The 25774-nt window shown below is 71.9% G+C and carries 22 protein-coding genes; 8 read left to right on the top strand and 14 right to left on the bottom strand.

The genetic code is table 11. The features are described from left to right. Nucleotides 1-29 precede the first annotated feature (29 nt). The 11 genes from C3488_RS15515 to C3488_RS15465 all read right to left on the bottom strand — a co-directional run bounded on the left by C3488_RS15515 (nucleotide 30) and on the right by C3488_RS15465 (nucleotide 9620). The gene (locus tag C3488_RS15515) at nucleotides 30-803 is read right to left on the bottom strand and encodes an SDR family NAD(P)-dependent oxidoreductase (RefSeq protein WP_103840000.1); all 774 of its coding nucleotides are present in this window, start codon (nucleotides 801-803) and stop codon (nucleotides 30-32) included. Further along, nucleotides 800-2209: an FAD-binding oxidoreductase gene (locus C3488_RS15510; protein ID WP_181139032.1), complete on the bottom strand. Its 1410-nt coding sequence runs from the start codon at nucleotides 2207-2209 to the stop codon at nucleotides 800-802. Before C3488_RS15510 ends, C3488_RS15515 begins: the two co-directional genes overlap by 4 nt. A 29-nt stretch (nucleotides 2210-2238) precedes the next feature. Beyond that, nucleotides 2239-2607: a hypothetical protein gene (locus C3488_RS15505; protein WP_103839998.1), complete on the bottom strand. Its 369-nt coding sequence runs from the start codon at nucleotides 2605-2607 to the stop codon at nucleotides 2239-2241. A gap of 40 nt (nucleotides 2608-2647) precedes the next feature. Next, complete coding sequence (locus tag C3488_RS15500) at nucleotides 2648-2896, bottom strand: hypothetical protein (RefSeq protein WP_103839997.1); 249 nt, start codon at nucleotides 2894-2896, stop codon at nucleotides 2648-2650. A 67-nt stretch (nucleotides 2897-2963) separates the two neighbouring features. Further along, nucleotides 2964-3512 carry an O-methyltransferase gene (locus C3488_RS15495; RefSeq protein WP_181139031.1) on the bottom strand — a complete coding sequence of 183 codons (549 nt, stop codon included), beginning with the start codon at nucleotides 3510-3512 and terminating at the stop codon, nucleotides 2964-2966. 378 nt (nucleotides 3513-3890) lie between these two features. Continuing rightward, a complete protein-coding gene (locus C3488_RS15490) occupies nucleotides 3891-4346 on the bottom strand; it encodes an archease (protein ID WP_103840048.1) in 456 nt (151 codons plus the stop codon). 108 nt (nucleotides 4347-4454) lie between these two features. Beyond that, nucleotides 4455-6086: an MFS transporter gene (locus C3488_RS15485; RefSeq protein WP_103839995.1), complete on the bottom strand. Its 1632-nt coding sequence runs from the start codon at nucleotides 6084-6086 to the stop codon at nucleotides 4455-4457. 144 nt (nucleotides 6087-6230) lie between these two features. Beyond that, nucleotides 6231-7634 carry an alpha/beta hydrolase gene (locus tag C3488_RS15480; RefSeq protein ID WP_103839994.1) on the bottom strand — a complete coding sequence of 468 codons (1404 nt, stop codon included), beginning with the start codon at nucleotides 7632-7634 and terminating at the stop codon, nucleotides 6231-6233. A 188-nt stretch (nucleotides 7635-7822) separates the two neighbouring features. Further along, nucleotides 7823-8650, bottom strand: a complete 828-nt coding sequence (locus C3488_RS15475) for a PaaX family transcriptional regulator C-terminal domain-containing protein (RefSeq protein ID WP_103839993.1) — start codon at nucleotides 8648-8650, stop codon at nucleotides 7823-7825. A 61-nt stretch (nucleotides 8651-8711) separates the two neighbouring features. Continuing rightward, on the bottom strand, nucleotides 8712-9050 hold the full coding sequence (locus tag C3488_RS15470; protein ID WP_103839992.1) for a MazG-like family protein: 339 nt from the start codon (nucleotides 9048-9050) through the stop codon (nucleotides 8712-8714). A 24-nt stretch (nucleotides 9051-9074) separates the two neighbouring features. Next, the gene (locus tag C3488_RS15465; protein WP_103840047.1) at nucleotides 9075-9620 is read right to left on the bottom strand and encodes a DoxX family protein; all 546 of its coding nucleotides are present in this window, start codon (nucleotides 9618-9620) and stop codon (nucleotides 9075-9077) included. Nucleotides 9621-9904: 284 nt separating this feature from the next. Between C3488_RS15465 and C3488_RS15460 the strand changes: the two genes are divergently transcribed. Continuing rightward, entirely contained in the window at nucleotides 9905-10900 is a 996-nt protein-coding gene (locus C3488_RS15460) for an aldo/keto reductase (protein ID WP_103839991.1), read from the top strand. Nucleotides 10901-11175: 275 nt separating this feature from the next. Further along, nucleotides 11176-12354 carry a D-alanyl-D-alanine carboxypeptidase family protein gene (locus C3488_RS15455; RefSeq protein ID WP_258053432.1) on the top strand — a complete coding sequence of 393 codons (1179 nt, stop codon included), beginning with the start codon at nucleotides 11176-11178 and terminating at the stop codon, nucleotides 12352-12354. A 257-nt stretch (nucleotides 12355-12611) separates the two neighbouring features. Here the strand turns inward: C3488_RS15455 and C3488_RS15450 are convergent, their stop codons facing one another. Continuing rightward, nucleotides 12612-13370 (bottom strand): SDR family oxidoreductase, encoded by a 759-nt coding sequence (locus tag C3488_RS15450; RefSeq protein WP_103839989.1) that lies wholly within the window; start codon nucleotides 13368-13370, stop codon nucleotides 12612-12614. Between the two features lie 149 nt (nucleotides 13371-13519). Here C3488_RS15450 and C3488_RS15445 point away from each other — a divergent pair, with 149 nt between their 5' ends. Then, nucleotides 13520-14875: a multidrug effflux MFS transporter gene (locus C3488_RS15445; RefSeq protein WP_258053438.1), complete on the top strand. Its 1356-nt coding sequence runs from the start codon at nucleotides 13520-13522 to the stop codon at nucleotides 14873-14875. 11 nt (nucleotides 14876-14886) lie between these two features. After that, nucleotides 14887-16002, top strand: coding sequence for a serine hydrolase (locus C3488_RS15440; RefSeq protein WP_258053437.1), 1116 nt, complete (start codon nucleotides 14887-14889; stop codon nucleotides 16000-16002). A 96-nt stretch (nucleotides 16003-16098) separates the two neighbouring features. On the opposite strand, the gene C3488_RS15435 is transcribed toward C3488_RS15440, so the two are convergent. Together C3488_RS15435 and C3488_RS15430 are read right to left on the bottom strand one after the other, a co-directional pair. Next, nucleotides 16099-16752 (bottom strand): TetR/AcrR family transcriptional regulator, encoded by a 654-nt coding sequence (locus C3488_RS15435; RefSeq protein WP_258053431.1) that lies wholly within the window; start codon nucleotides 16750-16752, stop codon nucleotides 16099-16101. A gap of 245 nt (nucleotides 16753-16997) precedes the next feature. Beyond that, entirely contained in the window at nucleotides 16998-21041 is a 4044-nt protein-coding gene (locus tag C3488_RS15430) for a type I polyketide synthase (protein WP_181139030.1), read from the bottom strand. A gap of 276 nt (nucleotides 21042-21317) precedes the next feature. Here C3488_RS15430 and C3488_RS15425 point away from each other — a divergent pair, with 276 nt between their 5' ends. The 4 genes from C3488_RS15425 to C3488_RS15410 all read left to right on the top strand — a co-directional run. Next, on the top strand, nucleotides 21318-22241 hold the full coding sequence (locus tag C3488_RS15425) for a LysR family transcriptional regulator (RefSeq protein WP_181139029.1): 924 nt from the start codon (nucleotides 21318-21320) through the stop codon (nucleotides 22239-22241). A gap of 125 nt (nucleotides 22242-22366) precedes the next feature. Beyond that, entirely contained in the window at nucleotides 22367-23233 is an 867-nt protein-coding gene (locus tag C3488_RS15420) for a DMT family transporter (protein ID WP_103839984.1), read from the top strand. A gap of 92 nt (nucleotides 23234-23325) precedes the next feature. Beyond that, on the top strand, nucleotides 23326-23880 hold the full coding sequence (locus C3488_RS15415) for a cobalamin B12-binding domain-containing protein (protein ID WP_181139028.1): 555 nt from the start codon (nucleotides 23326-23328) through the stop codon (nucleotides 23878-23880). After that, on the top strand, nucleotides 23877-25774 hold a 1898-nt coding region (locus tag C3488_RS15410), incomplete at its 3' end, for an FAD/NAD(P)-binding protein (RefSeq protein ID WP_181139027.1). The genes C3488_RS15415 and C3488_RS15410, both read left to right, overlap by 4 nt.

Raw genomic sequence — 25774 nt, 5'->3', positions numbered from 1 at the left:
CTCGGTACGGCGACGCGGCGACGGGTTCGTCAGGCTCCGCCGGTGATCCGGAGGGTCTCGCCGTGGGTGTTGCCGTTGGCCGCGGAGCCGAGGAAGACCACCGCGTTGGCGACGTCCTGCGGTACGGACATCCGGCCGGAGGGCAGGGTCTTGCCCTTCTCCTCCAGGAAGGAGGCGGGAACGTTCGCCCGCACCGTCTCGGTGGCCGTCTGCCCCGGCACCGCCATGTTGACCAGGATCCCCTCGGGGCCCAGTTCCCAGGCGAGGCTGCGCATCAGTCCGAACAGGGCCGATTTGCCGGCGCCGTACGCCCCGGCGCCCGGCTTGCCCGTGTCCGCGAGGCCGGCACCGATCAGCACGATGCGCCCCCAGTCCCGGCCGCGCATCAGGGGCAGCACGGCCTGCACGGTGTGGAAGACCGCCTCGACGGAGGTGCGCAGCACCTCCTGCCACTGTTTGGCCGGGACGTCCTCGAACCGCGGGACAGGCCGGCCGGGACGCGGGATCGCGTCGCTCCACACGACGGCGTTGGCCACGAGAACGTCGATGCCGCCCCACTCCTCGGCGACCCGGCCGACGGCGTCCCGAATGGACTGCTCGTCGGTGAGGTCGTAGCGGACGACCAGGGGTGTTCCCCCCGCCTCCGCGACCAGCCGGGCCGTCTCCCGGGCGCCCTCCTCGTCGGTGTGGTACGTGATCGCGACGCGGGCCCCCTCCTCGCCGTAGGTCACGGCCGTCGCCCGCCCGATGCCCGAGGAGGCGCCGGTGACCAGTACCACCTTGTCCCGCAGATCGGTCCTCATGAAGCCGCCTTGGTCGTCAGGGTCCGACTGCCGATGCTCTGCGCGTGCCGGAAGAAGTTCTCCGGGTCGTACGCCCGCTTCACCTGCAGCAGCCTGGCGTGGTTCTCGCCGAAGAAGTCCGTCTCCCAGTCCTCGCTCACCCGTGAACTGGGGAAGTTGATGTACGAGCCGCAGGCGAGCGGGGCGAGGGCCGCCCCCGCCCGATCGGCCCAGGCGGTGAGGCGGGCCTCGGCCCCGGGGTCCTCCGAGACGTTCCGGCACGCCATCTGATAGCCGATCAGGAACCGTGCGTCGCGGTGCGCATACGCCGTGGCCGTCCGCGGAACCCGGTTCGCCGCGCCGCCCAGAGCGATGCACAGCAGGTACCGCTCGCGCTTCTCCTGTTCGAGCGAGGCGTCCCAGGCGTCGAGCAGCGCCGAGGACTCGGCGCGGGTCGCGGCCCGGCCGGTGAGCCGGTAGCTCTGCCGGGTGTACGGATGGCGGTGCCCCCGGGCCTCCGGTCCCGAGCCGGTGCGGTGGCATTGGGCGACGGTCTGGGAGCCGCACAGGGCCTCGTGCATCACGTCCGCGTATGTGCCGCGGGGCTGTACGGTGCGGCTGATCGGCTTGGCCCCGGCGCGCTCGGCCAGAACGTCGAGTTCGGCCACCAGCTGCTCGGTCGGGCCCAGGTGGACGCCCCACACCCGCACCACCGGCCGGCCCTGGGGGCCGAACATGCCGGGCAGCACGACGAGCGAGGTGCCCAGTTCGTCCGGGCCGGCCACGCACCACTCCTGCCAGGCGGTGAGGACGTCCACGGCGTCCTCGTACGCCCAGAGCGTCTCGAAGCCCGTCATCATCGGGGCGTCGATCGGGTGCACCTCGAACTCGGTGACGATGCCGAAGCTGCCGCCACCGCCGCCGCGCAGGGCCCAGTACAGGTCCGGCTCCTCCGTGGCGGAGCAGCGCACGCTGCGGCCGTCGGCCAGCACCACCCGTGCCGCGGCGATCCGGTCGCTGCCCACCCCGAACCTGCGGGTCTGCCAGCCGAGGCCGCCGCCGGTCAGAAAGCCGCCGGCGCTCACCGTGGGAAAGGTGCCGGTGACGATCTGGCGGCGCTGCGGCTTGAGCGCGTCCAGCGCGTCCAGCGACTGGATGCCCCCGCCGAGCCGGACGATCGGGCCGTCGGCCAGCGCGTGGTTCATCCGGGACAGGTCGATCACGAGGCCTTCGCCGGTGGACCAGCCGTTCATGCTGTGCCCGTTGCCGCGGATGTGGACGCCAAGTCCCTGGTCCTGCGCGTGCCTGAGACAGGCGACGACGTCCTGCTCCGACTCGCAGTACGCGACGGCGTGCGGCCGGACCGTGTCGTACTCGGTGTTCTGCAGCTGTTTGGCCTGCGGGAAGCCCGGGTCGGTGGGTTCCACCAGCTCCCCGCGGAGGCGGTCCCGGAGCATCAGTCGTCGACGCCGAACTTGTCGGCGGTCACCTTGGACCCGGAGTGGCCGCGCAGCTTGGTGCCCTGCGGGTCGAAGAACTGGGCGCCGCCGGTGCCCTGCCACTGGGTGTCCGACACGAACTCGCCCTCCACCCGGACATGGGCCTCGCCGACGTGCTTGCCCTCGGCGTCGGCCGCGAGGATGTGGAAGCCGTACTCGAAGGTGTCCGGCCCGGTGGAGCGCCAGGTGCCCAGGCCGATGTTCTTGGTGTTGAGCTGGGTCGACACGACTCCGCCGTCGGCGGAGAAGGAGACGAGCCCGGGGACGGCCTTGCCGTCGTCGTCCAGCTGCGTGGTCCAGGTGCCGACCAGTCGTGCGTCGCTCATCGCAACTCTCCAGGTGGTGTCGCAGGGTGGGTGATCGCTGTCAGGCTTCCGGCCCCGTCTGGAACGGCACTAGAGACGTCCTGTAGAGCTGGCGGAGGTCCTCGATGTCCGCAGCGGAGTAACAGGGCGGAGCGCCCAGCTCCGGGTGCCAGAACGTGGCGACGTGCATGGCGCCGAGCGCGGTGAGCGACTCCATCACGGGCCTCAGGCAGTAACGGACGAGCAGTCTCCGCAAGGTGCGGGGGCGGGCCGGGGTCACCGGCTCGGCGATCAGGGGCTGTCGGGGCACAGCGCTCCTTCCGGGGGCATGTGCGCGGGGGTGTGGGCGGGCCGTGGGCCGTACGGCGTCCGGCGCGTCAGCCGGCGCGTACGGCCAGTTCCAGGCCGGCGCCGAAGGGCAGGGGCATGGAGACGTATCCGCTGCCGGGCAGCCGCAGATGCGCCAGGAACGGCGCGCACCGCTTGGCGAAACGGCGGGCACCGTCCGCCACGATCACTGCACCGGGCAGCATCCGCGGCTCCAGCAGTGTCAGCAGCGGGAGGTACGACTCGGGTTCGCCGCCGAGCAGCAGCAGGTCGACGGGGCCGGACACGCCGGGCAGCACGCGCTCGGGACGGCCCGCCCGCACCTCGGCGTACCGGCCGAGGCGCGCCTCCTCGATCGCCGCCGCGGCCGTCAGGGCCCGCTCGGTCTCCGGCTCGCAGCACACGACCCGCCCGCGTCCGTTCTCGCTCAGCGCCGCCGCCAGGGCGGCGACGGCGGACGGGTCCGGACAGCCGGCCTGGAGCACGTTGAGCGGCCCGATGGCCAGCACAAGCTGGCGCAGCAGGGTTTCCACGACGGCTTCCTCGCCCGGCACCGCCGGACCGGGACCGAGGTGGAGGGGGGATGTGGTGTTCGGCATGCGGACCTCCCCGTCATGAGTGTCGAGTGACCGACGAGGGGCGTCCCCGAGCCGGTTGAACTCTCGGCCGAGCCTTACAGACCCGGCCGGCGGCGGGCCACCGCCGTCGACGGCCGGCCGAGCCGGGCTCCAGCCGTTCTCCAACCACCCGGAGCGACCCGGGCGGCGCCTCTGCGCCGCCGAACGTGTCGGGCAGGACATGCTCACGGGGCGTTCGCCGCGTCCCGGGCCGGCCGCGTGATCGCCGGGAGGGAGCTGTGGGCCGGGCGATGAGGGACGGGCGATGAGGGACGGGCGATGAGGGACGGTATCGCGGCGCTTCCGCTCTCACGCCGTCGCCGCCTCACAGGTCCACGACGACGGCCCCAGAGGTACGCCTCACACGTCCACGATCGCCGTGCACGACCACCCGTAAGGGTCCGGTCCCATGTGCAGACCGTGCCACGACACGCCCTTCGGCACGGCCCCGGTGATCTCCACGTCCGACAGCCCGGTCACCGTCAGCCGCACCTCGAGCCCCTCCTCGTCGGACTCGGCCTCCACGTCCACGGGCACCTGGCCGTGGACCTCCAGCCGGTAGACGACCTCCTCCAGGAGCGCGGCCAGCAGATCGTCGTCGTCGTTCTCGGCCAGGCGTACGCGCTCCACGGCGGTGGGACGGGCCGTGGACAGGTCCGCGAAGCAGTCCACGAGGCCGGTCGCCGCCTCCGCCAGGCAGCTCTCCCGGCTCACTCCCCACGCCTCGATCCGCACATCGGCGGTGTGCGGCACCGTCCGGTGGCCGCTCGAGCCCTGCCGACGCATCGACCTGTCGTCGTCCGTGTCGCCGACCATGCCCATCGTGTGCCCCGCTCAACCGCTTCCACACGGCCCGCGGCGTTCAAAGCCTGCGGCCCCGGGGTGCCGAGCACCCCGGGGCCGCGACGTGGTGCGTCACCCGCCTCACCCAGTGGCGAGTACCGTCCGCTCCTCCCCGTCCGCCTCCGCCTCCACGGCGCTCTCCTCCGCCGTACGCCCCCGCAGCGCCGTCACCACCAGCAGTGCCGAGAACAGGGCCGCCGCGCCGCACACCACGAACCCGATCGAGTAGCCGTGGCCGAGGGCGTCCAGGGCGTAGGGGCGGGCCGCGCCCGGTGGGGAGGCGGGCGGTACCGAGTTCAGGGCGAGCGGGCCGCCCTCCTTCAGCACTTCGTGCGCCGCCGCCTTCGACTCCGCGCTCAGCGAGGACGCGCCGGCCAGCGAGGAGGTCACCTGGGCCGCGGCCTGGCTCAGCGCCACCGCGCCGATCACCGCGGGGCCCAGCGTGAAGCCGAAGTCGCGCAGCAGGTTGGTGGCCGCGCTCGCCATGCCCGCGAGCGGCACCGGGACCGTGTTGACGGCGGTCGCGGTGATCGACGACACCGTGAAGGCGAAGCCGATGCCGACCAGGCCCAGCGGCAGGATGAGGGACGTCAGGTTCTCGTCGCCGACGTCCAGTCCCGCCGCCAGGAAGTCGCCCGCCGCGATCAGCGCCAGACCGGCGGTGAGCAGGGCCCGGGCCGGCAGCCGGTGCAGCAGCCGCGACGTCAGCGGGGTGAGGACCGGCGTGATGGCGTTGAGCAGCAGGAACGCGAAGGCCGTCCGCATCGGGCTCTGGTGCTGGATCGGGCCGAGCCGGATGCTCGCCGCGTACGCCGTGCCGAGGAAGCTGAACATGCCCACGACCGCCACGACCGACGCGATCGCGAAGGAGCGGTTGCGGAACAGGTCCAGGCGCAGCAAGGGCGACCGGGCGCGGCTCTCGGCGTAGACGAACAGGCCGATGAACACCGCCGCGATCACGAACGCCACGACCACCGGGGTCGACCCCCAGCCGTCCGCCGGTCCCTGGATGACCGCGTACAGCAGCGCGAACAGGCCGACGCCGATGGTGATCTGACCGCCCACGTCCAGCGAGCGGCCCTGAGGTGCGCGGGAGTCGGTGGCCAGCCACAGGCTCACCAGTGCGCTGATCGCGGCCAGTACCGCGACCACCACGAACGCCGAGCGCCACGAGCCGTACGTCCCCGTGACGCCGCCGAGCAGCGGGGCGAGGAAGCCGCCCGCGGACAGGCTGGAGGCCCATACGGCGATGGCGCGGGCCCGCTGGGGTCCGGTGTGCGTGCCGGCCGCGATCATGGCGAGCGAGGTCGGGAAGAGCGCGGCGGCGCCCAGCCCGGCCAGTGCCTGGCCCACCCACAGCTGGTGGATGCCGGAGGCGCTCGCGGCGACGACCTCACCCGCGCACAGCAGCGCGGCACCGCCGACCAGCAGCCGTTTGCGGCCGAAGAGGTCGCCGAGGACGCCGAAGGACAGCTCGAGGACGGCGACGGGGAGCAGGAACGCGTCGGAGATCCAGGTGAGCTGGGAGCCGACGGGGTGCAGGTGCTCCTGGAACAGGCCGTTGAGCGTGGCCGGCATGGCGAGGCCGATCTGGGCGAGGCAGACGGCGAGACAGCCGGCGACGAGCGTGCCGATCGGGAGCGACGCGCGCGGGTGAGCGGATGAAGAGGTCGAAGGAGCGGATGGACCGGATGGAGCGGATGTGTCGGACATGAGCGGTCCCAACGTCAGTGGTGGGTGTGGTGCCGGAGCGGGCGGCGGGATGCGGAGCCCGAGGGTCGGCGGCGCATCCGCACGTCATGGGCGGGTGACGTACGTCGACGGCAGATGGCGTACATCAAGGGCGGGTGCCGTACATCAAGGGCGGGTGGGGTACGCCGGGCGGTCGCGGCCGACCGTCAGCCGTGCCGGCCGGTAGGGGACGTACGCCGCCCCGTCCAGGCCCAGCGCCGTCGCCGACCGCTGCAGCGCGCCCGGCGTCGCCGCGTCGTCCCAATGGCCGGTGGTGACGCGGTGTTCCAGTGCGTGCAGGGCGGCCACCGTCTCGGCGGTGGTGAACGTGCAGTGGCCCTGCCGCTCGACGTAGGCCTGCCGCAGCAGCGCCCCGTCACCGGCTGCACGCACCCGGTCGGCGAACCGCTGTTCCTGCTCGACCGGGACCAGGTTGTCGGCGACGGTGTGGACGTCCAGCAGCGGTACGCCGAGACCCTGGCCGGCGGAGGAGGTGCGCTGCGCGGCGCGTACGGCGGCCGGGTCGGCGGTGACCGCGGCACCCGCCGTCAGGGACGCGAGGTCGGCGCGCAGGTCCAGGCCGGCCGCCTGGTACAGGGCCCGGACCTGCGGGGCGTGCACGGAACCCGCGAGCAGGCGGGCGTAGTCGACGCCCTTGTTCCAGGAGTTGTTGCCGCCGGCCGACTGCTCGATGGCGTACCGGCCGCCCTCGACGAAGGAGAGGATGCCTTGCGCGAACCACGCGTACTGCTGCTTCTCCTGCCCCGCCCAGTCGGTCGGCGCGGGGGCCGTCGCGCCGGGCGCCCACGCGGGCAGGTTCAGGAAGGCGGCGGCCAGCGCGATCCTGGCGCGGCCCTGCGGGGTGCTCTGTGCGGCGGTGACCGCGTCGGTGAGCTTCTTGGCGGTGGCGGCCGCGCCGGCGGCGGAGTCGAAGCGGACCAGGCCGACATCCTGGCCGGGCAGGAGCAGCCGGGCGATGGTGTACTCGGCGTCGAGCTGGTAGTTGTCCAGGTCCGTGCCGCCGGCCACCAGGCCGCACAGGCCGAGCGCGCCGTCCACGCGGCCCGCGCCGTCACGGGCGATCTGAGCGTTGACGAGCCCGCCCATGGACTGGCCGACGGACAGCGTGCGCCGTGGGGTGCCGATCTTCGCGGTGACCGCGTCGAGCGTGGCGAACTGGTCCCGTTCGGCGCTGTTCAGGGCCCACATCGAGCCGTGGGGGTCGTACGACGACCCGGCCATCGCATAACCCTCGGCGAGCAGTTCGGTGCGTACGGCGTCGGAGGGGGAGTCCTGGGCGACGGTGGGGCCGAAGCCGTGGCTGAACAGGAGCAGGGTGCCGTTCCAGTCGGGGGGGACGTCCGCGATCCAGGTGGCGCCGTCGGCGAGGGTGCCGGTCAGGCGGGTGGCTCCGGAGTCCGCCTGGGCGGCCGGAGCGGGGAGGGTCGTCAGGGCGGCGGACGCCACGGTGGCCAGGGCGGCGAGGGCGATGCGGAGTCGGGTACGGGGACGAGTGCGGGCGGCGCGCATGCGTCGGCTCCTGTCTGGCGGCTCGGGAGCGGGGACCGTGCGATGGCTCGATTGCTCAGTCACTCAGCCGGTCAGTTGCTCAGTGCACTGAACGTCAGGGAATGTAGGGCTGATTTCTTGCGGGCGTCAATGGAGTGCACAACATCACTTCGCGCTGCGGCGGCCGGGGTCAGGAACCCGAAGGTCCGCTACTCCGCCGGAACCGTCTCGATCAGCCGCCGCGCCGCGTCCCTGGCGGGAGCGTCCAGCAGGCCGTGGACCGCCCGGAACGCCTGCTCCGCGCCGACCGCGGGCCAGTCGGCCGGCAGGTGCCGTACGGGCAGCCGGGGGTCGCTGCGGATCACCTGCAGCCACTCGGAGGTCAGCCGCAGCCGCAGCGCGAGGGCGTCCTCGGCGGTGATGTCCGCGTCGCCCGTCGCGAAGGGCCGCCAGCCCGCCTCGAACTCCCGGTAGCGGGCGGCGAGTTCCTCCAGGTCCCAGGTCTCGTCGATCATTCCGGCGATGTCGGTGCCGGTGTCCGCCCGGGCCCGGAAGACCTTCACATGCGCGGCGAGTCCCAGCTCGGCCACGATCCCGGAGACGTCGACCTCGCCCGGCGCGATCCACAGCCCGCTGAACAGCGCCCCGAACCCCGCCCAGGTCAGCTGCGACCGCAGATCGTGCCGCTGGCGCTGCCAGGACTCAGGGAGCGAGAAGCCGAGGAGGGTCCAGGTGCCGTCCCAGTCCCGGTTGACCGCGCCCGTCTTCCAGATGCGCCGCTCCCCGTCGCGCAGGATGGCCTCCGAGCGGTCGGTGAGGCCCACGTACGTGCGGCGGCCCTCGCGGCGGCGGGACAGCAGGCCGCGGGCGACCATGCGGGTGAGGGTGGACCGGGTGGCCTGCTCGCCGACCCCGGCGCGCCGGAACACCTCGATGACGCTCCCCGTGTACACGCACACCCCTCGGCCCAGCACCTCGTCACCGAGAAAGCTGAGCAGGAGGGACTGGGGGCGCAGGGCCGGGGTGGTCACGCGGATACAGTACGAGGCCGTGTCATCCCTGACACACCTTCAGTCCTTGGGGTGTTCGTGGAGCGACTCAGGTCGAGGAGCCCAGCGAGCGTGCCCTGACCCCCTCCAGATGCGCGGTGAACACCTCGCGCGCCTCAGGCGTCAGGGCGCGCAGCGCCACCAGCGCGGTGATCACCACGTCGCACAGCTCCGCCCGCACGTCCTCCCAGCTGTGCGACGTGCCCTTGCGCGGGTTCTGGCCTGTCGCACCGATCACCGCCTGCGCGACCTCGCCTACCTCCTCCGACAGCTTCAGGACGCGTAGCAGCAGCTCGTCGGCGCCCTCGTGCGCACGGTTCGCGTCCAGCCATGCGTGCAGCCGGTCGATCGACTCCCAAAGGTCTGCGGACGTCACCTGTTCGGTCATCCCCGCAGACTGCCATGGAAACGGTCACTCCTCGAACAGGGCCTCCTGCTCGCCCTCCGACTTCTGCCGCAGCCGCTTGGCCCGTGCCCCGACCACCAGTGCCGTCCCCGCCGCCGTCGCCGCGAACGCCGCCGGGACCATCCAGTCGCGGTTGAAGGCGTGACCGGACAGCGCGTCCAGGGAGAGCCGACCCGGTCCCGTGACCGCCAGGCTCGCCGCGGTCAGACCGAGGGACACCGGGTACTCGAGGCCGCCGCTCTGGGCGAAGAAACCCTGCGGGGCGTGCACGGCAGCGGCCCCCGCCATCCCGCCGGCCACTGCGGCGCCCGCCGCCGGTGTGGCGAGGCCCAGCGCCAGCAGAGTGCCGCCGCCCGCCTCCACCAGGCCGGAGACCAGCGCGTTCTGCTTTCCGGGCCGATAACCCACGGACTCCATCCACTGCCCGGTGCCCTCGAGGCCGCCCCCGCCGAACCAGCCGAACAGCTTCTGCGCGCCGTGCGCCGCCAGCACCGCGCCAGTACCCAGCCTGAGCAGCAGCAGTCCCACGTCGCGTCGGTCGAAACAGGTCACGGTCACTCCCCGGGCAGGCAACAGGAACAGTCCCCTCCGCGTTCCCACCGTCCCACCCGTCACACCGGCCGACCTGTTCACGACGCCGTTCGAGTGGCGCAGCGGCGCCGTCCCGGCGCGAGCCGCGGCAGTCTCCACGCGCGCGGGGCAGTCCCGCGCGAGCCCCGGCAGCGTCCGCGAGCCCCGGCAGTGCCCGCGCGAGCCGCGACGGCATCCGCGACAGCCGCGACGCATCCGAGAAAGGGCTTGCCCTAGCGTGCACTCCAACCCCTACGGTCAGCGGCATGGAGAGCATCGAGCACGTCAGGACACTGGGAAGAAGCGGTATCCGGGTCAGCGCCCTCGGCTTCGGCTGCTGGGCCATCGGGGGCGAGTGGGCGTCCCTCGACGGACAGCCCCTGGGCTGGGGGAAGGTCGACGACGAGGAGTCCGTACGGGCCGTACGGCGCGCCCTCGACCTCGGTGTCACCTTCTTCGACACGGCCGACGCCTACGGCACCGGCCACAGCGAGCGCGTCCTCGCGCGCGCCCTCGGCAAACGGCGCGCCGACGTGGTCGTCGCCACCAAGTGGGGCAACCTCATCGACGAGGAACGCCGGCTGCTCACCGGCAGCGACGACTCACCGGCGTACGCCCGCCGCGCGCTGACCGCATCCCTGCGGCGCCTCGACACCGATTACATCGACCTCTACCAGTTGCACCTGTCCGACGCGGACCCGGAGCGCGCGGCCGAACTGCGCGAGGCTTGCGAGGAGTTCGTACGGGAAGGGCTCATCCGCGCGTACGCGTGGAGCACCGACGACCCGGCCCGCGCCGCCGTGTTCGCCGAGGGGGAGCACTGCACGGCCGTCCAGCACCGCCTGAACATCCTCCAGGACGCGCCCGAACTCCTCGCCCTGTGCGAGGGGTCGAACCTCGCGAGCATCAACCGCAGCCCCCTCGCCATGGGACTGCTGACCGGCAAGCACACCCCCGGGCGCGCCCTGGAGGCCGGCGACATCCGCAACGCGCCGCCCGCGTGGCTGTCGGGCTTCACCGAGGGGGGCGGCGCGGACGCCGAGTGGCTGCGACGCGTCGAAGCGCTCCGGGACGTCCTCACCAGCGGCGGCCGTACGCTCGCCCAGGGCGCCCTCGCCTGGATCTGGGCCCGCAGCCCGCTCACCGTCCCCATCCCGGGCTTCCGCTCGGTCGCCCAGGCCGAGGAGAACGCCGGCGCGCTCGCGAAGGGGCCGCTCACCGCGGGGCAACTGGCCGAGGTGGACCGGATCCTGGGCCGGTGAGCGCACCCTGACGGTCGCCCGTCGTGGGCCGGCACGGGCCGGGGAGATGCCGTGGAGCGGCACCGAGTAAGAAATGCGTGAGGGCCGAGAAAGAAGCCCGGGACCAGTTTTTCGCAAGACAGCGCATTCTTCGGCCGTTGACGGTGTGCTGCCGGGAAACTCCTGGTGAGTGGTGTGTTCTGCGCCACGGGTGTTTCCGGGACATGACGCGGACTTTGCCGTGCCTTTAACACCCCGGTGCGTGTCGCCGGGGATTCGCTTTGTACGGTCCCGGGGTGCCTTTTTCCTCTTCGCTTCCCCCGCGTGACGGGCGGCTGTCCCGGCGCGCCGTGCTCGGGCTCGCCGCCGCCGCGCCGCTGGCCCTTGCCGCGCCCGCGTCCGCGTCCGGGGTCCCGGTCATCGGTGGCGAACGGCTGGGCCTGGCCGGCGTCCAGGTGCAGGGAGGCATGCCGTTGCCGAAGAAGCTCACCGCCCGCGCCTGGCTCGTCGCCGACCACGACAGCGGTGAGGTGCTGGCCGCGTGCGAGGCGCACCGGCGGCTCGCCCCGGCCTCCACGCTGAAGATGCTGTTCGCGGACACCGTGCTGAGCGAGTTCGACCGGAACCAGACGCACACGGTGACCGACGCCGACCTCGCGGACATCCCCGCCGGGTCCAGCCTGGTCGGCATCAAGCCCGGCATCACTTACACGGTCGAGCAGTTGTGGCTCGGTGTCTTCCTGCGCTCCGGCAACGACGCGGTCCACGTCCTCAGCCGTATGAACGGCGGGATCGCGAGGACCGTCGCCCAGATGCAGGCCCAGGCCGAGGACATGCAGGCCCTCGACACCCATGTGGTGAGCCCGGACGGCTTCGACCACCCCGGGCAGCTCTCCTCCGCGTACGACCTGACGCTCTTCGCCCGCCACGGCCTCAGGAACGGCGACTTCCGCGGCTACTGCTCGACCCGTGTCGCGAACTTCCCGGCAGGCGGGAAGAGGACCTTCCAGATCCAGAACACCGACCGGCTGCTGACCGGTGCCTGGGGTCTTGGCACCTACAAGGGCCTCATCGGCGTCAAGAACGGTTACACCAGCAACGCGGGCAACACCTTCACCGGTGCCGCCACGCGCGGCGGGCGCACGCTCATCGTGACCGTCATGCACCCCGAGCCCGGCGGCAACGGCGTCTACCAGGAGACCGCCTCCCTGCTCGACTGGGGCTTCGCGCACGCCGGGAAGGTCCAGCCCGTGGGCACCCTGGCGGAGCCGCTCAGCGAGGGCGGGGCGAGGGGAACGCCCGCGCCGGGGCAGCGTGCGTCGGCTCACGGGGCGGCCGCCGCGGGGCACGGTGGCTCGTCGTGGGGGTTGATCGGCGGGGCCGGGGGAGCGGCGGCGCTGCTGGCCGGCGGCGTCTACGCGCTGCGTGGGCGCGGACGGCGCAGAGCCGTGGAGGACGGCCGCCACCGGCGTTGAGCCGGGTGAAGCATGGGCAGCCGTTCCACGGTCCGGCGCGTACCCCGCGATCCCACGCGAGGTCCACCCCCTGCCGGACCATGGAACGGCTGCCACCCCCCTTGGTGTGGCCTACGGAATCCCAGTGCTCCAAGTGTGAAGCTCTGGTGTAGATGTGCTCAGCGTAAGCCCGTCACGGGCCCGGATGGTGCGGAGTCTTCTATTCCGTTTGTGGAAGTTGAGTTGTCGACAAAGCGCTGTCCCGGGTGCCGGACCCGTCAGCCGCGGCCCACGTACGGCATCGTCGTGGCCAACACCGTCGCGAACTGCACGTTCGCCTCCAACGGCAGCTCCGCCATGTGCCGCACGGTGCGCGCCACGTCGGCCACGTCCATCACGGGCTCGACCGCCACCTCCCCGTTCGCCTGGAGGACTCCGCGCCGCATGCGCGCGGTCATGTCGGTCGCCGCGTTGCCGACGTCGATCTGGCCCACCGCGATCCGGTACGGACGCCCGTCCAGGGACAGCGACTTGGTCAGCCCGGTCAGGGCGTGCTTGGTCGCCGTGTAGGCCACCGAGTGCGGGCGGGGCGTGTGCGCGGAGACGGAGCCGTTGTTGATGATCCGGCCGCCCTGGGGGTCCTGCTCCTTCATCTGCCGGTACGCCGCCTGCGCGCACAGGAACGCTCCGTTGAGGTTGGTGTCCACCACATGCCGCCAGGCGTCGTACGAGAGCTCCTCGACCGGGACGCCACCGGGGCCGAACGTGCCCGCGTTGTTGAACAGCAGGTCCAGCCGCCCGAACCGGTCACGCACGGCGGCGAACAGGGCCTCGACCTCCTCCGGCTGCGACACGTCGGTCCGTACGGCGAGGGTGTCGCCCCCGGGTACGAGCGCGGCCGTCTCCCCGAGCGTCTCCACGCGCCGCCCCGCGAGCGCCACCGACCAGCCCGCGCCCAGCAACTCCACGGCGACCGCGCGCCCGATCCCCGAACCGGCGCCGGTCACCACGGCGATCCTCGTCTCCCTGTTGGTCATGGGCCCGCAGCGTAGGCGTGTCCGCCCCTCGGTACACCATCCCGTCCGACCGGGGGAGCTGAGAACATACGGGCGGACCGTATGACGAGGAGGAGCACATGCTCGAGCGTGGCCGTACCACGCGCGACAGGAAGCGGCCGGAAAGCCTCATGACCGAGCCGGAGACGGCACCGTCCGACGCCCCGCCGCACATCCGGGGCGCCGTCCGGCGCCGTACCGGTCTGCTGGTCACCTTCCTCCTCGGCGCCCTCACCGCCACGCCCCCGCTCGCCATCGACATGTACCTCCCCTCCCTGCCGGAGGTCACCAGGTCCCTGCACGCGCCCGCCGCGACGGTGCAGCTCACCCTCACCGGCTGCCTCGCCGGCATGGCGCTCGGCCAGCTGCTGGTCGGCCCGATGAGCGACAAGTGGGGGCGCCGCCGCCCGCTGCTCACGGGTCTCGTCGTCTACGTCCTCGCCACCGCCCTGTGCGCCCTCGCCCCCTCGGTGGAGGCCCTGGTCGCCTTCCGGCTGGTGCAGGGGCTCGCGGGCGCGGCCGGGATCGTGATCGCCCGGGCCGTCGTCCGCGACCTGTACGACGGCGTCGCCATGGCCCGGTTCTTCTCCACGCTCATGCTGATCTCCGGGGTGGCTCCGATCGTCGCGCCGCTGATCGGCGGCCAGATCCTGCGCGTCACGGACTGGCGGGGCGTGTTCGTGGTCCTCACGCTCGTCGGGATCGCGCTCACCGCGCTCGTGTGGGCCCGGCTGCCGGAGACGCTCAAGCCGGCCATGAGGGTCCCCCCTGCTCGAGCGGAGCCGAGAGTTCGGGGGAGGGACGACGGGGGAGTGGGCGCGGCCCTGCGCTCCATGCGAAGCCTGCTCGCCGACCGCGTCTTCACCGGCTACACCCTCGCGGGCGGTTTCGCCTTCGCGGCGCTGTTCGCGTACGTCTCCGCGTCCCCGTTCGTGATCCAGGAGATCTACGGCGCCTCCCCACAGACCTTCAGTCTGCTGTTCGGCCTCAACTCGGTCGGCCTGGTCCTCGCCGGGCAGGTCAACGGCAAGATCCTGGTCGGCCGGGTCAGCCTCGACAGGGTCCTGGCGGTCGGCCTCACGGTCGTCACCCTCGCCGCGACCGCGCTGCTGCTGATGACGACGGGCGCCCTCGGCGAGGTGGGCCTCGCACCGGTCGCCGCCGCCCTGTTCGTGCTGATGTCCGCGATGGGCATCACCCTGCCCAACACGCAGGCGCTGGCGCTGATGCGCACCCGCCACCACGCCGGTTCCGCGTCCGCGCTCCTCGGCACCACCTCGTTTTTCATCGGCGCGGTCGCCTCGCCTCTGGTCGGGGTCGCCGGCGAGGACACCGCCGTCCCGATGGCCGTCGTCCAACTGGCGGCCGCGCTGGTGGCGGTCGCCTGCTTCGTGGCACTGTGCCGTCCCTGGACCGCACGCGCGGGCGCGGAGGGCGGGGGTTCCCCCGGCTCCAGCACGGCCGAGAGCTTGGGGGAGGGGAACTGAGCGCACCGAGACTGCGCGTCGACACCCCGGAGAGAGCCGGGCTCGACGCGGAGCAACTGCGTCTTCTCGTACGCGAGATCCACGCCGCCGTCGAGGGGGAGCGCCCCTGGGCGGCCGGCGCCGTGGTGGTCGCCGGGCGCGGACCGGTGATCGCCGTGGAGGAGGCGGTGGGCTGGGCGGTCCGCTACGCCGCCTACGACGAGCAGGCCGACCGGGGTGTGGAACTGCCGCCGCGGGACCGGGTGCCGATGACCGTGGACACCCCCTTCGACCTGGCCTCGCTGACCAAGCTGTTCACGGCGGTCGCCGCGGTGCAGCAGCTGGAGCGGGGCACGCTCGGCATCGACGCGCGCGTGGGGGCGTATCTGCCGGACTTCCGGGCGGTGGCGCACGCGGGGATCACCGTACGGCAGCTGCTCACCCACACCTCCGGGCTGCGGCCCGAACTCCCGCTGTACGACTGCGCGTCGCACGAGGAGCGGCTCGCGCTGCTGCGGGCGGAGGCGCCGGTGGGCGCACCCGGCACGTCGTACTGCTACTCGGACCTGAATGCGCTGCTTCTGCAGTACGTCCTGGAACGCATCACCGGCCGCACGCTCGACGTGCTCGTCCGCGACGGGATCACCCGGCCGCTGGGGATGACCGCGACGGGCTTCGGCCCGTGCCCCGGCGCGGCGGCGACGGAGGACCAGCGGCGGCCGTGGGCCAAGGCGGACCGGGGGATGGTGCGGGGCCGCGTCCACGACGAGAACGCGTGGGCGCTCGGCGGGGTGGCCGGGCACGCGGGCCTCTTCTCGACGGGACGGGACCTGGCGGTCTTCTGCCGCACGCTGCTGGCCGGCGGCTCGTACGGGACGGCGCGCATCCTGGGCCCCGACTTCGTCGAGCTGATGCTGACCCCGCCGGGGCTGGGTTTCGCGGTGGACCAGCCGTGGTTCATGGGGGAGCTGGCGGGCCGGGGTGCGGCGGGCCACACCGGCTTCACGGGCACGTCACTGGTGCTGGACCCGGCGACGGACACGTTCCTGGTGCTGCTCGCGAACACCGTGCATCCGCGCCGCCGGGGGCCGGACAACGGGCCACGGGCCCGGGCGGGGGACCGGCTGGCTCGTGCGGTGCGGGTGTGAGGGCCGAACGCCGCAGCCCCCATGGCGTTCATGAGGGACGGACTGCCATGAGGGCGGACGTGCCGGCACGGCTGCGCCCGGCGCCCGCGGGTTTCGTCAGGCCCGAGCGGTAATACCGTTCAGGAGCAACTCCAACGCCTGCAGGAGCTCCTGCTCGAGCCTGCCGTTGGGCTCGACCTCCACCTCCCGGAACCAGCGGTACAGGGTTCCCAGGTAGATGTCCCGAAGAACATTTCCTACCTGCTGCGGAAGGATGTCGCTCCGAAGTTCGCCGTTTTTCCTGCCTTCCTCGATTATCTCTGCGAACAATTCGGCGACGTAGGGCTCTTCCGTGAGCGGCCGGCCGGCCTTCACCCAGGCGATCAGCATCGCGGCGGCACGCTCGTGCTCTTCCTCGTTGATACGGCCCAGGATCGCCATGCAGCGGCGCAGGCTGTCCACGGCACCTGCCTGGTCGGGGAAGGCGTCCGTCATGATGGCGACCAGCCGTTCCCTGCGCCGTTCGCCCCAGGTGCTGATGAGGTCTTCCTTGCGCTGGAAATGGTTGAAGAAGGTTCCGCGTGCCACGTCGGCCCGTTCGGCGATCTCGTCGACGGACGTCTGCTCGTATCCCTGCTCGGCGAAGAGCTCCAGTGCCGCCGTGTACAGACGCTCCTTTATCTTGATTTTGTTCCGCTCGCGACGCCCCAGGGGCTGGGTCTTGCTGTCGGGTGGGGACGTGTTCATCTCTTCCTCCTGCACGTGCAACATCAGTAACAGGACAGAGACTTGCGTCGCGGCTGAGTGCAGCAGATGGGCGTCTGCGTCTGCAGTGGCATGTCGGTGGACTCTCCTGCGTTTCCGCACTCGCCGGTTGCCGACCACTCGGGCCCCGGCCCTCCTCATTCTTATACCATAGTCCATGCATGGTTCGCGGTCGCGGTTTTGAGGCGGGTAGGGGAGGCAGGGCGGCCGAACCAACCGCACGGGGTTGGTCGGCCGTCCTGCCGAAGGATCTACGCCGCGGCGATGTCGGCCAGGATGTCCTCGACCGGTACCTGCGTCAGCAGGCGCCTCACGGAGATGTCGATGTCGTGCTCCACGAGAAGCCGCTGCCGCAGTTGCGCGGCCATCAGGGAATCCAGCCCCAGCGCGCACAGCGGGCGACGAACGTCCACCTGGGACGGGGACAGGCCGAGCAGGTCGGCGGCACGATCGAGCAGTGCCTGCCGCGGACTTACCGACGGGTGGTCCTGGGGCCGCTCCGTGTCCCTGGACCGCGAGGGCTCGGCGACGGGGGGAACGGCCGTGGGGAATCCTTCCCCCAGCGGTGTCGCGGCGTCGCCACTCGCCGTCACGGAGCCCAGGAGCGCGGAGCCGATCCCGTGCAGAACGTCGGAGAGGACGGGCGGCAGGAGCCGTTCGGTCAGCCGGCCCGCCACTGCGCGGACGGAGGGAACGCCGGACGCCGGGACCGGGTCTTCGGGGAGCCGTCGCAGCCGTACGCCGCGGAAGGAGGCCAGTACGCGCCCGTCCGGCGCGTACATCCGGACATGGGCAAGGGCGGAATCCGAGCCGGTCAGTGCAAAGGTGCCGACACTCCAGAAACTCTCGGACAGGTCGTCGAGCACCAGTACCTCGCCGAACTCCTCGGGCACGTAGGTGCATCCGCCGCCCCGGGTGTCCGGCGGGCCCGGAACGCTCCCGCGGGCGGGCGGGGAGTCGAGCGCGGAGTCGAAGACCTCGGGCCATGCGGAGATCAGAGGCAGCAGCCCTGCTTCCCAGGACACCGGACCAGGTATCGAGGGGCGTCGCACACGCGCCACGAACTCGCCCGCGCGGCACCACAGCTGTTCCACCGATGCCAGGGCCGGCCCGATCGTGATGCCGTGCCGGCGGGCCAACGCCTCGAAGCGGTGGCGGGGCAGATAAGTCGTGCAACGGGACAGCGCCGCATCCAGCAGTGCGTCCACCGCTGTCCCGTCCGCGATCTCGAGGTCGCCGGCCGCGCCCGCCTCGCCCTCGGCGTGCGTGACCGTCTGTCCGGCGTGGGTGGACGTGACGGACACGGGCCGGGTTCCGTCACTGCCGGGCTCGCCGATCTCCACCGTGAGAGTGGTGGAGGCGGCATCTCGCGCGTCCAGCAGGTGCGGGGACAGACGGACGTCGCGCAGGACCGGAGGCGTGTGCCCGGAGATGTCCCGTAACGCATCGGTCATGGCCAGCAGATGGACCACAGGCGGCACCGGGGCGCTTCCCCGCACGGTCAGCGCGTTCTGCCAGCTGCCGGCCGCACTCCGGTCGACGAGGGGGACCGTCCGCGTGCGGACGTCGGGTGCGTGGCGCTGACCGGTTCCCGTGGCGGGCAGGTAGTCGCGGGTGTCCCATGTGTAGTTCGGCAGCCTTACGCCCGGGGTCGTCTCCCGGTCGAACCAGCGGGTCCAGTCCACTGCTCCGCCCGCGGCGTAGACCTGCCCGACCGTCCGGGCCAGCGCGTCCGGCTCGTCCTGGCCGCGGTGCAGGGTCGCGACGACGGCGCCGCTCGCTCCGTACGCGGTGAGCGTCTGCATGATGCCGCCGGACAGCAGCGGGTGCGGGCTGACTTCGACGAAGACGGTGTCGGCCGCCTTCGCCGCCGCCTTGACGGCGCGCGTGAAGCGCACGGGAGCGCACAGGTTCTCCGCCCAGTACGCGGCGTCGAGTTCGGAACCGACCAGTTCGTGGTCCCGTACGGTGGAGATCATGGTGAGCCCGGCCCGTCCCGGAGTGAGGCCGGAGAGGGAATCGAGCAGGTCCTGGCGGATTTCCTCCATGACGGGGGAGTGGGACGGCACGTCGACCCGGACCGGATGGCAGACGACGCCCTGTCGTTCCAGTTCGCGGGTCAGCCGGCCCAGTTCGTCCGTGGGGCCGGCCAGCACGGTCGCTTGCGGCGCGTTCTCCGCCGCCACGCAGATGCCGGGGTACGCCTTCCTGGTGATCTGCTGGGCCTCTTCCGCGGACAGGCCGACGAGCAGCATGCCCCCGCGTCCTGCGGCCCGGCTCATCAGCCGGCTGCGGCGGCAGATCACCGCTGCCGCGTCGCGCAGGGTGAGTGCTCCGCTGACATGGGCCGCTGCCGCTTCCCCCATGCTGTGCCCGATGCACAGGTCGGGCCGCAGTCCTGCCTCGTCCAGTGCGGCGGCGAGGGCTACCTCCACGGCCCACAGCAGGGGCTGCACCGTCTGCACGCCTTCGGGGAGTTCGGCGCAGTCGCTGTTCAGCAACTCCAGGGGAGACCAGCCCAGCTCCGCCTGCACGGCGTCCGCGCAGTGGGAGAGCGTGGTGCGGAAGGCGGGTGACGCGGTCATGAGTCCGCGCCCCATGCCCGTCCATTGCGAACCCTGCCCGGGAAACACCAGAGCGGTGCGCCGGTCTGCGCCGAAGCCCGCTTCCCCGGTGCCGCCACCGGGGATCTCCTCACCGCGCGCCAGGGCAAGCAGGCTGTCCGCCATCTCCTCATGTGTGGCGGCCGTCACCCACAGGCGGAAAGGATGGTGGTCCCGGCGCAGGGCGGCAGCCGCACACAGGTCGGCGAGAGGAGTGCTCCGCCCTGCGCCGCGCAGGTGGGAGGCGTAGGCGCGGGCCATGCCGTGCAGGGACACGGGAGAGCGGGCGGACAGGACCAGCAGCGGCCGCCGCTCCTTGCGGCGCACCGGCTCGGTGAGCTCTGCGGTGTCTGTGTCGGCGTGCTCCGTACCGGGCCGTCCGGTGAACTCGCCGACGATCGCATGGGCGTTGGTGCCGGACAGGCCGAAGGAACTGATGCCGATGTAGGCACGGTCGCCGTTCCTGACCAGCGGCTCGTTCTCGGTGACAAGCCGGACCGGAAGTGTTCCCGCAGCGAGCAGCGGGTGGGGTTCGGCGCAGTGCAGGGACGCGGGTATGACGCTGTGCTCGGCGATCAGTACCGCCTTGATCAGGCCGGCGATCCCGGCCGCGGCTTCCGGGTGGCCGATGTTCGTCTTCACCGACCCGACCGGCAACGGGCGATCGGCGTCCCGGACTTCGCGACTGACCGCGGCCAGCGCGGCCAGCTCGACACCGTCACCGACCGGCGTACCCGTGCCGTGAGCCTCTACGTAGGCGATGTCCTCCGGCGAGATGCCCGCCGCTCTGCAGGCCTCCTCGATCGTCGCGACCTGCCCGGATTCGGCAGGTTTCAACAGCAGCCCGCTGCCTTTGCCGTCGTTCGAGACCGCCGTGCCCAGGAGGAGTGCGCGCACCGGATCGCCGTCGCGCAGGGCGTCCTGGAGCCGCTTGAGCACCACCAGGGCGACGCCTTCACTGCGGACGAAGCCATCTCCTGAGGCGTCGCCGAACTTGCATCGTCCATCCGCCGAGAGCATGCCGCTCTGCGAGTACACGATGGCGTCCTGCGGCGACAGGACGAGGTTGACTCCGCCCGCGAGAGCCAGGTCGCACTCGCCGGTGAGCAGGCTCTGCCGTGCGGCATGGACGGCGACGAGGGACGACGAACAGGCGGTGTCCAGGACGATGCTGGGGCCGCGGAAATCCATGGCGTAGGAAATGCGGCCTGCGGTGACCGCCCGTAATCTCCTGCCTGCCGCTCCCCGTACGGTGGTCTGTCCGCCGAGCGGCCGATGGACCTCGTCGTACTCGGCCGTGGCCTGCCCCACGAAGACGCCGGTGCGCGAGCCGGCGAGCGCGGACGGTCTCAGGCCCGCGTCCTCGAGCGACTCCCAGGCGACGTGCAACAGGACGCGTTGCTGGGGGTCCATGTCCGCCGCCTCCGCGGGTGAGATGCCGAAGAAGCCGGCGTCGAACGCATAGGCGTCGTCGATGAACCCGCCGTGCCCGGAGACGGTCTTCCCCGGCTCCTGCCGGTCGGAGGAGTGATACCTGGCGATGTCGAATCGGTCTTCCGGCACGACGGAAACGGAATCGGTCCGGGACAGGAGACGCTCCCAGAACTCCTGAGGGTTGTTCGCTCCCGGGAATTTGCATCCGATACCCACAACCGCCACAGCCGTGCGTTCGGCCGCACGTGAATCGTGCATGGCTGTCCCTCTTCTGTTGCCCGTGGAGGAGACCACCCTCCCCCGTTTATGAGCAGGGGTGGCCCGGGGCCGCACCCTGCAGTCCGATCCAAACATACACTCGAGGTCAATCTTGCCCTCCGGATTAAAGAAATCTTTGCCCGGTCTCGTCGCCTAAGGCATTCGTGTACTTGAGTACATCTATAGGTTCTGATCTAATGTTGGCTCAAAGCCCTAGTGTCGAGGTGGACGGTCGGCCGAACGCCTCGTGAGAGCCGGCCGGAAGGAGACTGCAGAGTGGAAGTCCAGAGGCTGGAGACGTTCGTGGCTGTGGCTCAGAGCAGCACTCTCGCCGAGGCCGCGGACCGGCTCGGCTATGCGCGTTCGACGGTCACCAGCCACTTACAGGGGCTCGAACGCGCCCTGGGTGCCTCGCTGTTGGAGCGTGGGGCGTCGGTGAACCGCCTCACGAAGGCGGGGGCTCGACTACTGGAATACGCTACGGACATCCTGGACAAAGTGGCCCAGGCGCAGGCGGCGGTGACGGCTGCCGCGGAGGACCGCCCGAGCAGCCTGAGCATCGGCGCGACGGCGTCGTTGTGCACCTACCGCCTGCCGAGCTTCCTGCGGACGCTGCGCCGGCTCATGCCGAACCTCGAGACCCAGGTCTTCGTCGGCTCGGTCGCCGAGCTGCGGGACCAGGTCGGCCGGGGGGAACTGTCCGCCGCACTGGTCAACTCGGCGACCGTACCCGCGGCAGCGAACCGGCCCGCCGGGGAGGGCGACCGCCGGCACCTGTGGACCGACCGGGTCGTACTGGTCGGCGCGCCCGAGCTGGTGGCGCGCCCGCAGCGGCTCCTGGTCACCGCGCCGGGCTGCGTCTACCGGGACATCGCCGAGAAGGAGGCACTGCCCCGCCTGGGGCGCGTCCAGGTCCAGCAGGTGGGCAGCGTGGACGGAGTCAAGTCCTCCGTGCTGGGCGGCATGGGCGTGGGAGTGATGCCGGCCATCGCCGTCGGACCGCAGCTGGAGTCAGGGCAGTTGGTGGAGATGCCGCTGTCGCAGCTGTCCCCGGTGATGACCGAGCTCATCTGGAACGCCGAGGTCACTCCCGCGCACGTGATCCCGCACCTGCAACGGCTTCGCCCGCCCCAGCCCCTGCCGTCCACCCGGCCGCGTGCCTCGCGTGTCACGCGTGTCACGAGCGGTCACGCGAGTTGAGCCTGCGGCCGGACCGGCACGACGGTGGGGGAACCACGGGCCGTCGCCCTGTGCGCCCCGGACCCCCGAAGCCGATCCCCGAGGGACGCCGTGGGCCCCGCCGGACCGGGACGTCGGGCTGCCTCATGGTCGTCACCGCCTGTGTGCTGTTCGGGTTGAGCGGCACCGCCTCGCGCGAACTCATCGACCAGGGGATCAGCGCGCTGACCGTCACCGAGTTCCGCATGCTCTTCGGCTTTGCGAGCCTGTTCGCCGGCCTGTGTGTCGCCCGCCGCGACCTGCTGCGCCTGCCGTGGCCTCGCCTGCCGCGGGTCACCGCCTTCGGTCTGGCCCTGGCCGCGGTCATCTACTGCTACTCGATGGCGATAGCCCGGCTGCCTCTGGCCGTCGCGCTGGTGCTGCAGTACAGCGCCGCCGCCTGGCTGACCGCCGCCGATGCCGTACGACAGCGCAGGCGCCCGCCCGCGAGCATCCTCGTGGCGCTGCCCCTCACACTCGGCGGTGTCCTCCTGATGGTCGGCATCGGCGGCGCGCAGCTGAGCCACCTCGACCCCATCGGCCTCGTCTTCGGACTGGCCACCGCCGCCGCCTACATCCTGTACCTCGTGTGCGGGCGCGGCATCGGCAGTGCCGTACCGGCCGGCACCTCCACGTTGTACGGGGCGCTCGTCGCCGCCGTCGCGTGGTTCTGTGTCCAGCCGCCCTGGCGCATCGAGACAAGTGCGTGGGAGCCGCGCATGCTCGTGCCGCTCGCGCTGATCGGAGTCCTCGGCATGGCCGCTCCCTTCGCTCTCGTGCTCACTGCCGTACGCGCCCTCGGCCCGACGCGCGTGAGCATGCTGGGCACCTTCGAGATCGTCGCCACCAGTGTCATCGCCTATGTGTGGCTCGGACAGGCGCTGACGTTCCTGCAGTGCTTCGGCGGACTTCTGGTGATCACCGGTGTCGCTGTCTGCGGGCGCCGCTCCCCGGACGGGGACACCGACCGGTGACTCGACCTGACCCCCGGCGGGACGCCCCCCCAAGGCTGCCTCCTCGCCGGGGCGGCACGTCGAGCCGATGCAGCATCCGTGAACGGCGGTTCATGAGTACCGAATCGGTCTGGGCCCGGCACCTGGAGACAGGGATCTTCGATGTGCCGCGGCAGACCGCGGCACATCGACAGGAGGTCTACCCCGTGCGCCCCATCCAGTCCAGAGCCAAACGCATACTGCTCTCGACGGTCTCGTCCGACTCCCACACCTGGAACCTCGTCTTCCTCCAGCTGCTGCTCGAGGAGCGCGGTTACCAGGTGATCAACCTCGGATCGTGCGTGCCCGACGCCGAACTCATCGAGCAGGTACGCGTTCAGCGGCCCGACGCCGTGGTCATCTCCTCGGTGAACGGACACGGTCACATCGACGGCCGCCGGCTCATCAGGAAACTGCGTGCGGACAGTGACCCGGCCCTGGCCGCGGTCCCCGTCATGATCGGCGGCAAGCTGGGCATCCAGGGAGCCGCCCAGCCCCACCTGGCCGACGAACTGGTCGCCGAGGGCTTCGACGCGGTCTTCACGGACGGGGCGGACCCGGTCGAGTTCGGCACCACGCTGCAGCGGCTGACGGCGCACCGCCCCGGCGTCGCCGGAGTCGCCGCATGAGCGGGATACGCCTCCAGGGCAACCCGGACATGCAGGCCTACGTGGAACAGGCCGCGCGGGCAGGGCAGTTGGTCGTACAGCCCCGGATGGGCATGTCGGACCCGCAGAGCATGGCCGACGGCCTGGCGGCGGTCGCGGCAGCACGCGCCAGGACGCTCGCCACGCTCACCATCGACTCCTACACCCGGGTGGAGGACATCGCCGGCGCACAGGCGGCCCTCGCGGCCGGCCGGGCGCTGAACGGCTTCCCGCTCGTCAATCACGGGCCGCACATCACCGCAGAGGTCGCCCGGGCCGCCGACGGCATCCCCGTCCAGGTCCGGCACGGCTCGGCACGGCCCGCCCACATCTTCGAGGCGATGGTCGCGGCGGGACTGTCCGCCTCCGAAGGCGGTCCGGTCTCCTACTGCCTGCCCTACTCCCGCCTCCCGCTGGCCGAGGCCGTGCCCGCGTGGACCGACGCGACCCAGCAGTTAGCCGAGCAGGCCGCCGACCACGGCATGCGGGCCCACCTGGAGACCTTCGGCGGCTGCATGCTCGGCCAGATGTGCCCGCCGTCGCTTCTCGTGGCGATCAGCGTCCTGGAGGCGATGTTCTTCGCCCGCAACGGGGTGACCTCCGTCTCGCTGTCGTACGCCCAGCAGACCAACGCCGTGCAGGACATCGAGGCGCTGGCGGCCATGCACCACCTCGCGGAGCTCTTCCTGCCGACCGATGTCGCGCGGCACGTGGTGCTCTACACCTACATGGGCGTCTACCCCTCCACCGAGGCCGGGGCGGAACTGCTCCTGGACTCCTCGGCACAGCTCGCCGTACGCGGCGGCGCACAGCGGCTGATCGTCAAGACGGTCGCCGAAGCGCACCGCATTCCCACCGTCGCCGAGAACATCGCGGCCCTGGAGCGGGCGGCACGTGTGTCCCGGCAGGCGCTGCGCGACGACTGCCCGCTGCCGTGGGCCCGCCAGGTCGACTACGAAACGATCTACAGCGAGGCGCTGCGGCTCATCACCGCCGTCCTCGAACACGGCTCCGACATCGGCTCCGGCCTGCGCGCCGCCTTCGCGTCCGGTGTGCTCGACGTGCCGTTCTGCCTGCACCGCGACAACGCGGGCGCGGCACGAGGGGCGATCGGTGACGACGGCCGGCTCGTCTGGGCCAGCACGGGCGCCATGCCCCTGCCCGCCCCTGGCGGCGCCGGCCACCACGCCGTCACCTCGAGTCGGCTCCTGAGCATGCTGCGCTACACCGCGGACGCACACGACCGGTCGGCGGCACTCCTGCCCCGTCCACGCTCGCAGGTCACCGCGGCCCACCGCATCGCGGTCGTCGGCTCGGGCCCGCGCGGTCTCGCCGTCGTCGAACGCCTTGTGGCCCGCCTGCGTGACGAGGCACCGGACAGGGCCGTGGAGATCGTCCTGATCGACAAGGACGAGGTCGGCGCCGGCCGCATCTGGCGCACCGACCAGAACCCGGTCTTCTTTATGAACACCGCCTGCGGCGAAGTGACCATGTTCTCCGGGCCCGCCGACGACGGCCCCGCCCGGGCGGGAGCGGGCCCTTCGCTGGGCCAGTGGTGGGCCGCCGCCGAAGACCCCTGCTACCCGGGCCCCAACGCGTACGCCCCCCGCGCCCTGTACGGCGCATACCTGAGGTTCTTCCTCCAGGCAGTGCAGGACTCCCTGCCGGCCCGTGCGACGCTCCGGCAGCACACCGGACACGTCACCGCGATGCGGCGCATCGGCGCCCTGTGGCAGTTGCGCTGCTCCGACGGTGAACTGATCGACGCCGACCGGGTCGTCCTGGCCACCGGGCACCCCATGACCGAACTCTCGGCCGACCAGGCGGGCTTCGCCGACTTCGCCGCGAGGAACCCGCAGCTGCAGTACGTCCGCGG

Source organism: Streptomyces sp. Ru72 (assembly GCF_002920635.1).
Lineage (GTDB): Bacteria > Actinomycetota > Actinomycetes > Streptomycetales > Streptomycetaceae > Streptomyces.
This window is presented reverse-complemented; position numbering and strand designations above follow the sequence as displayed.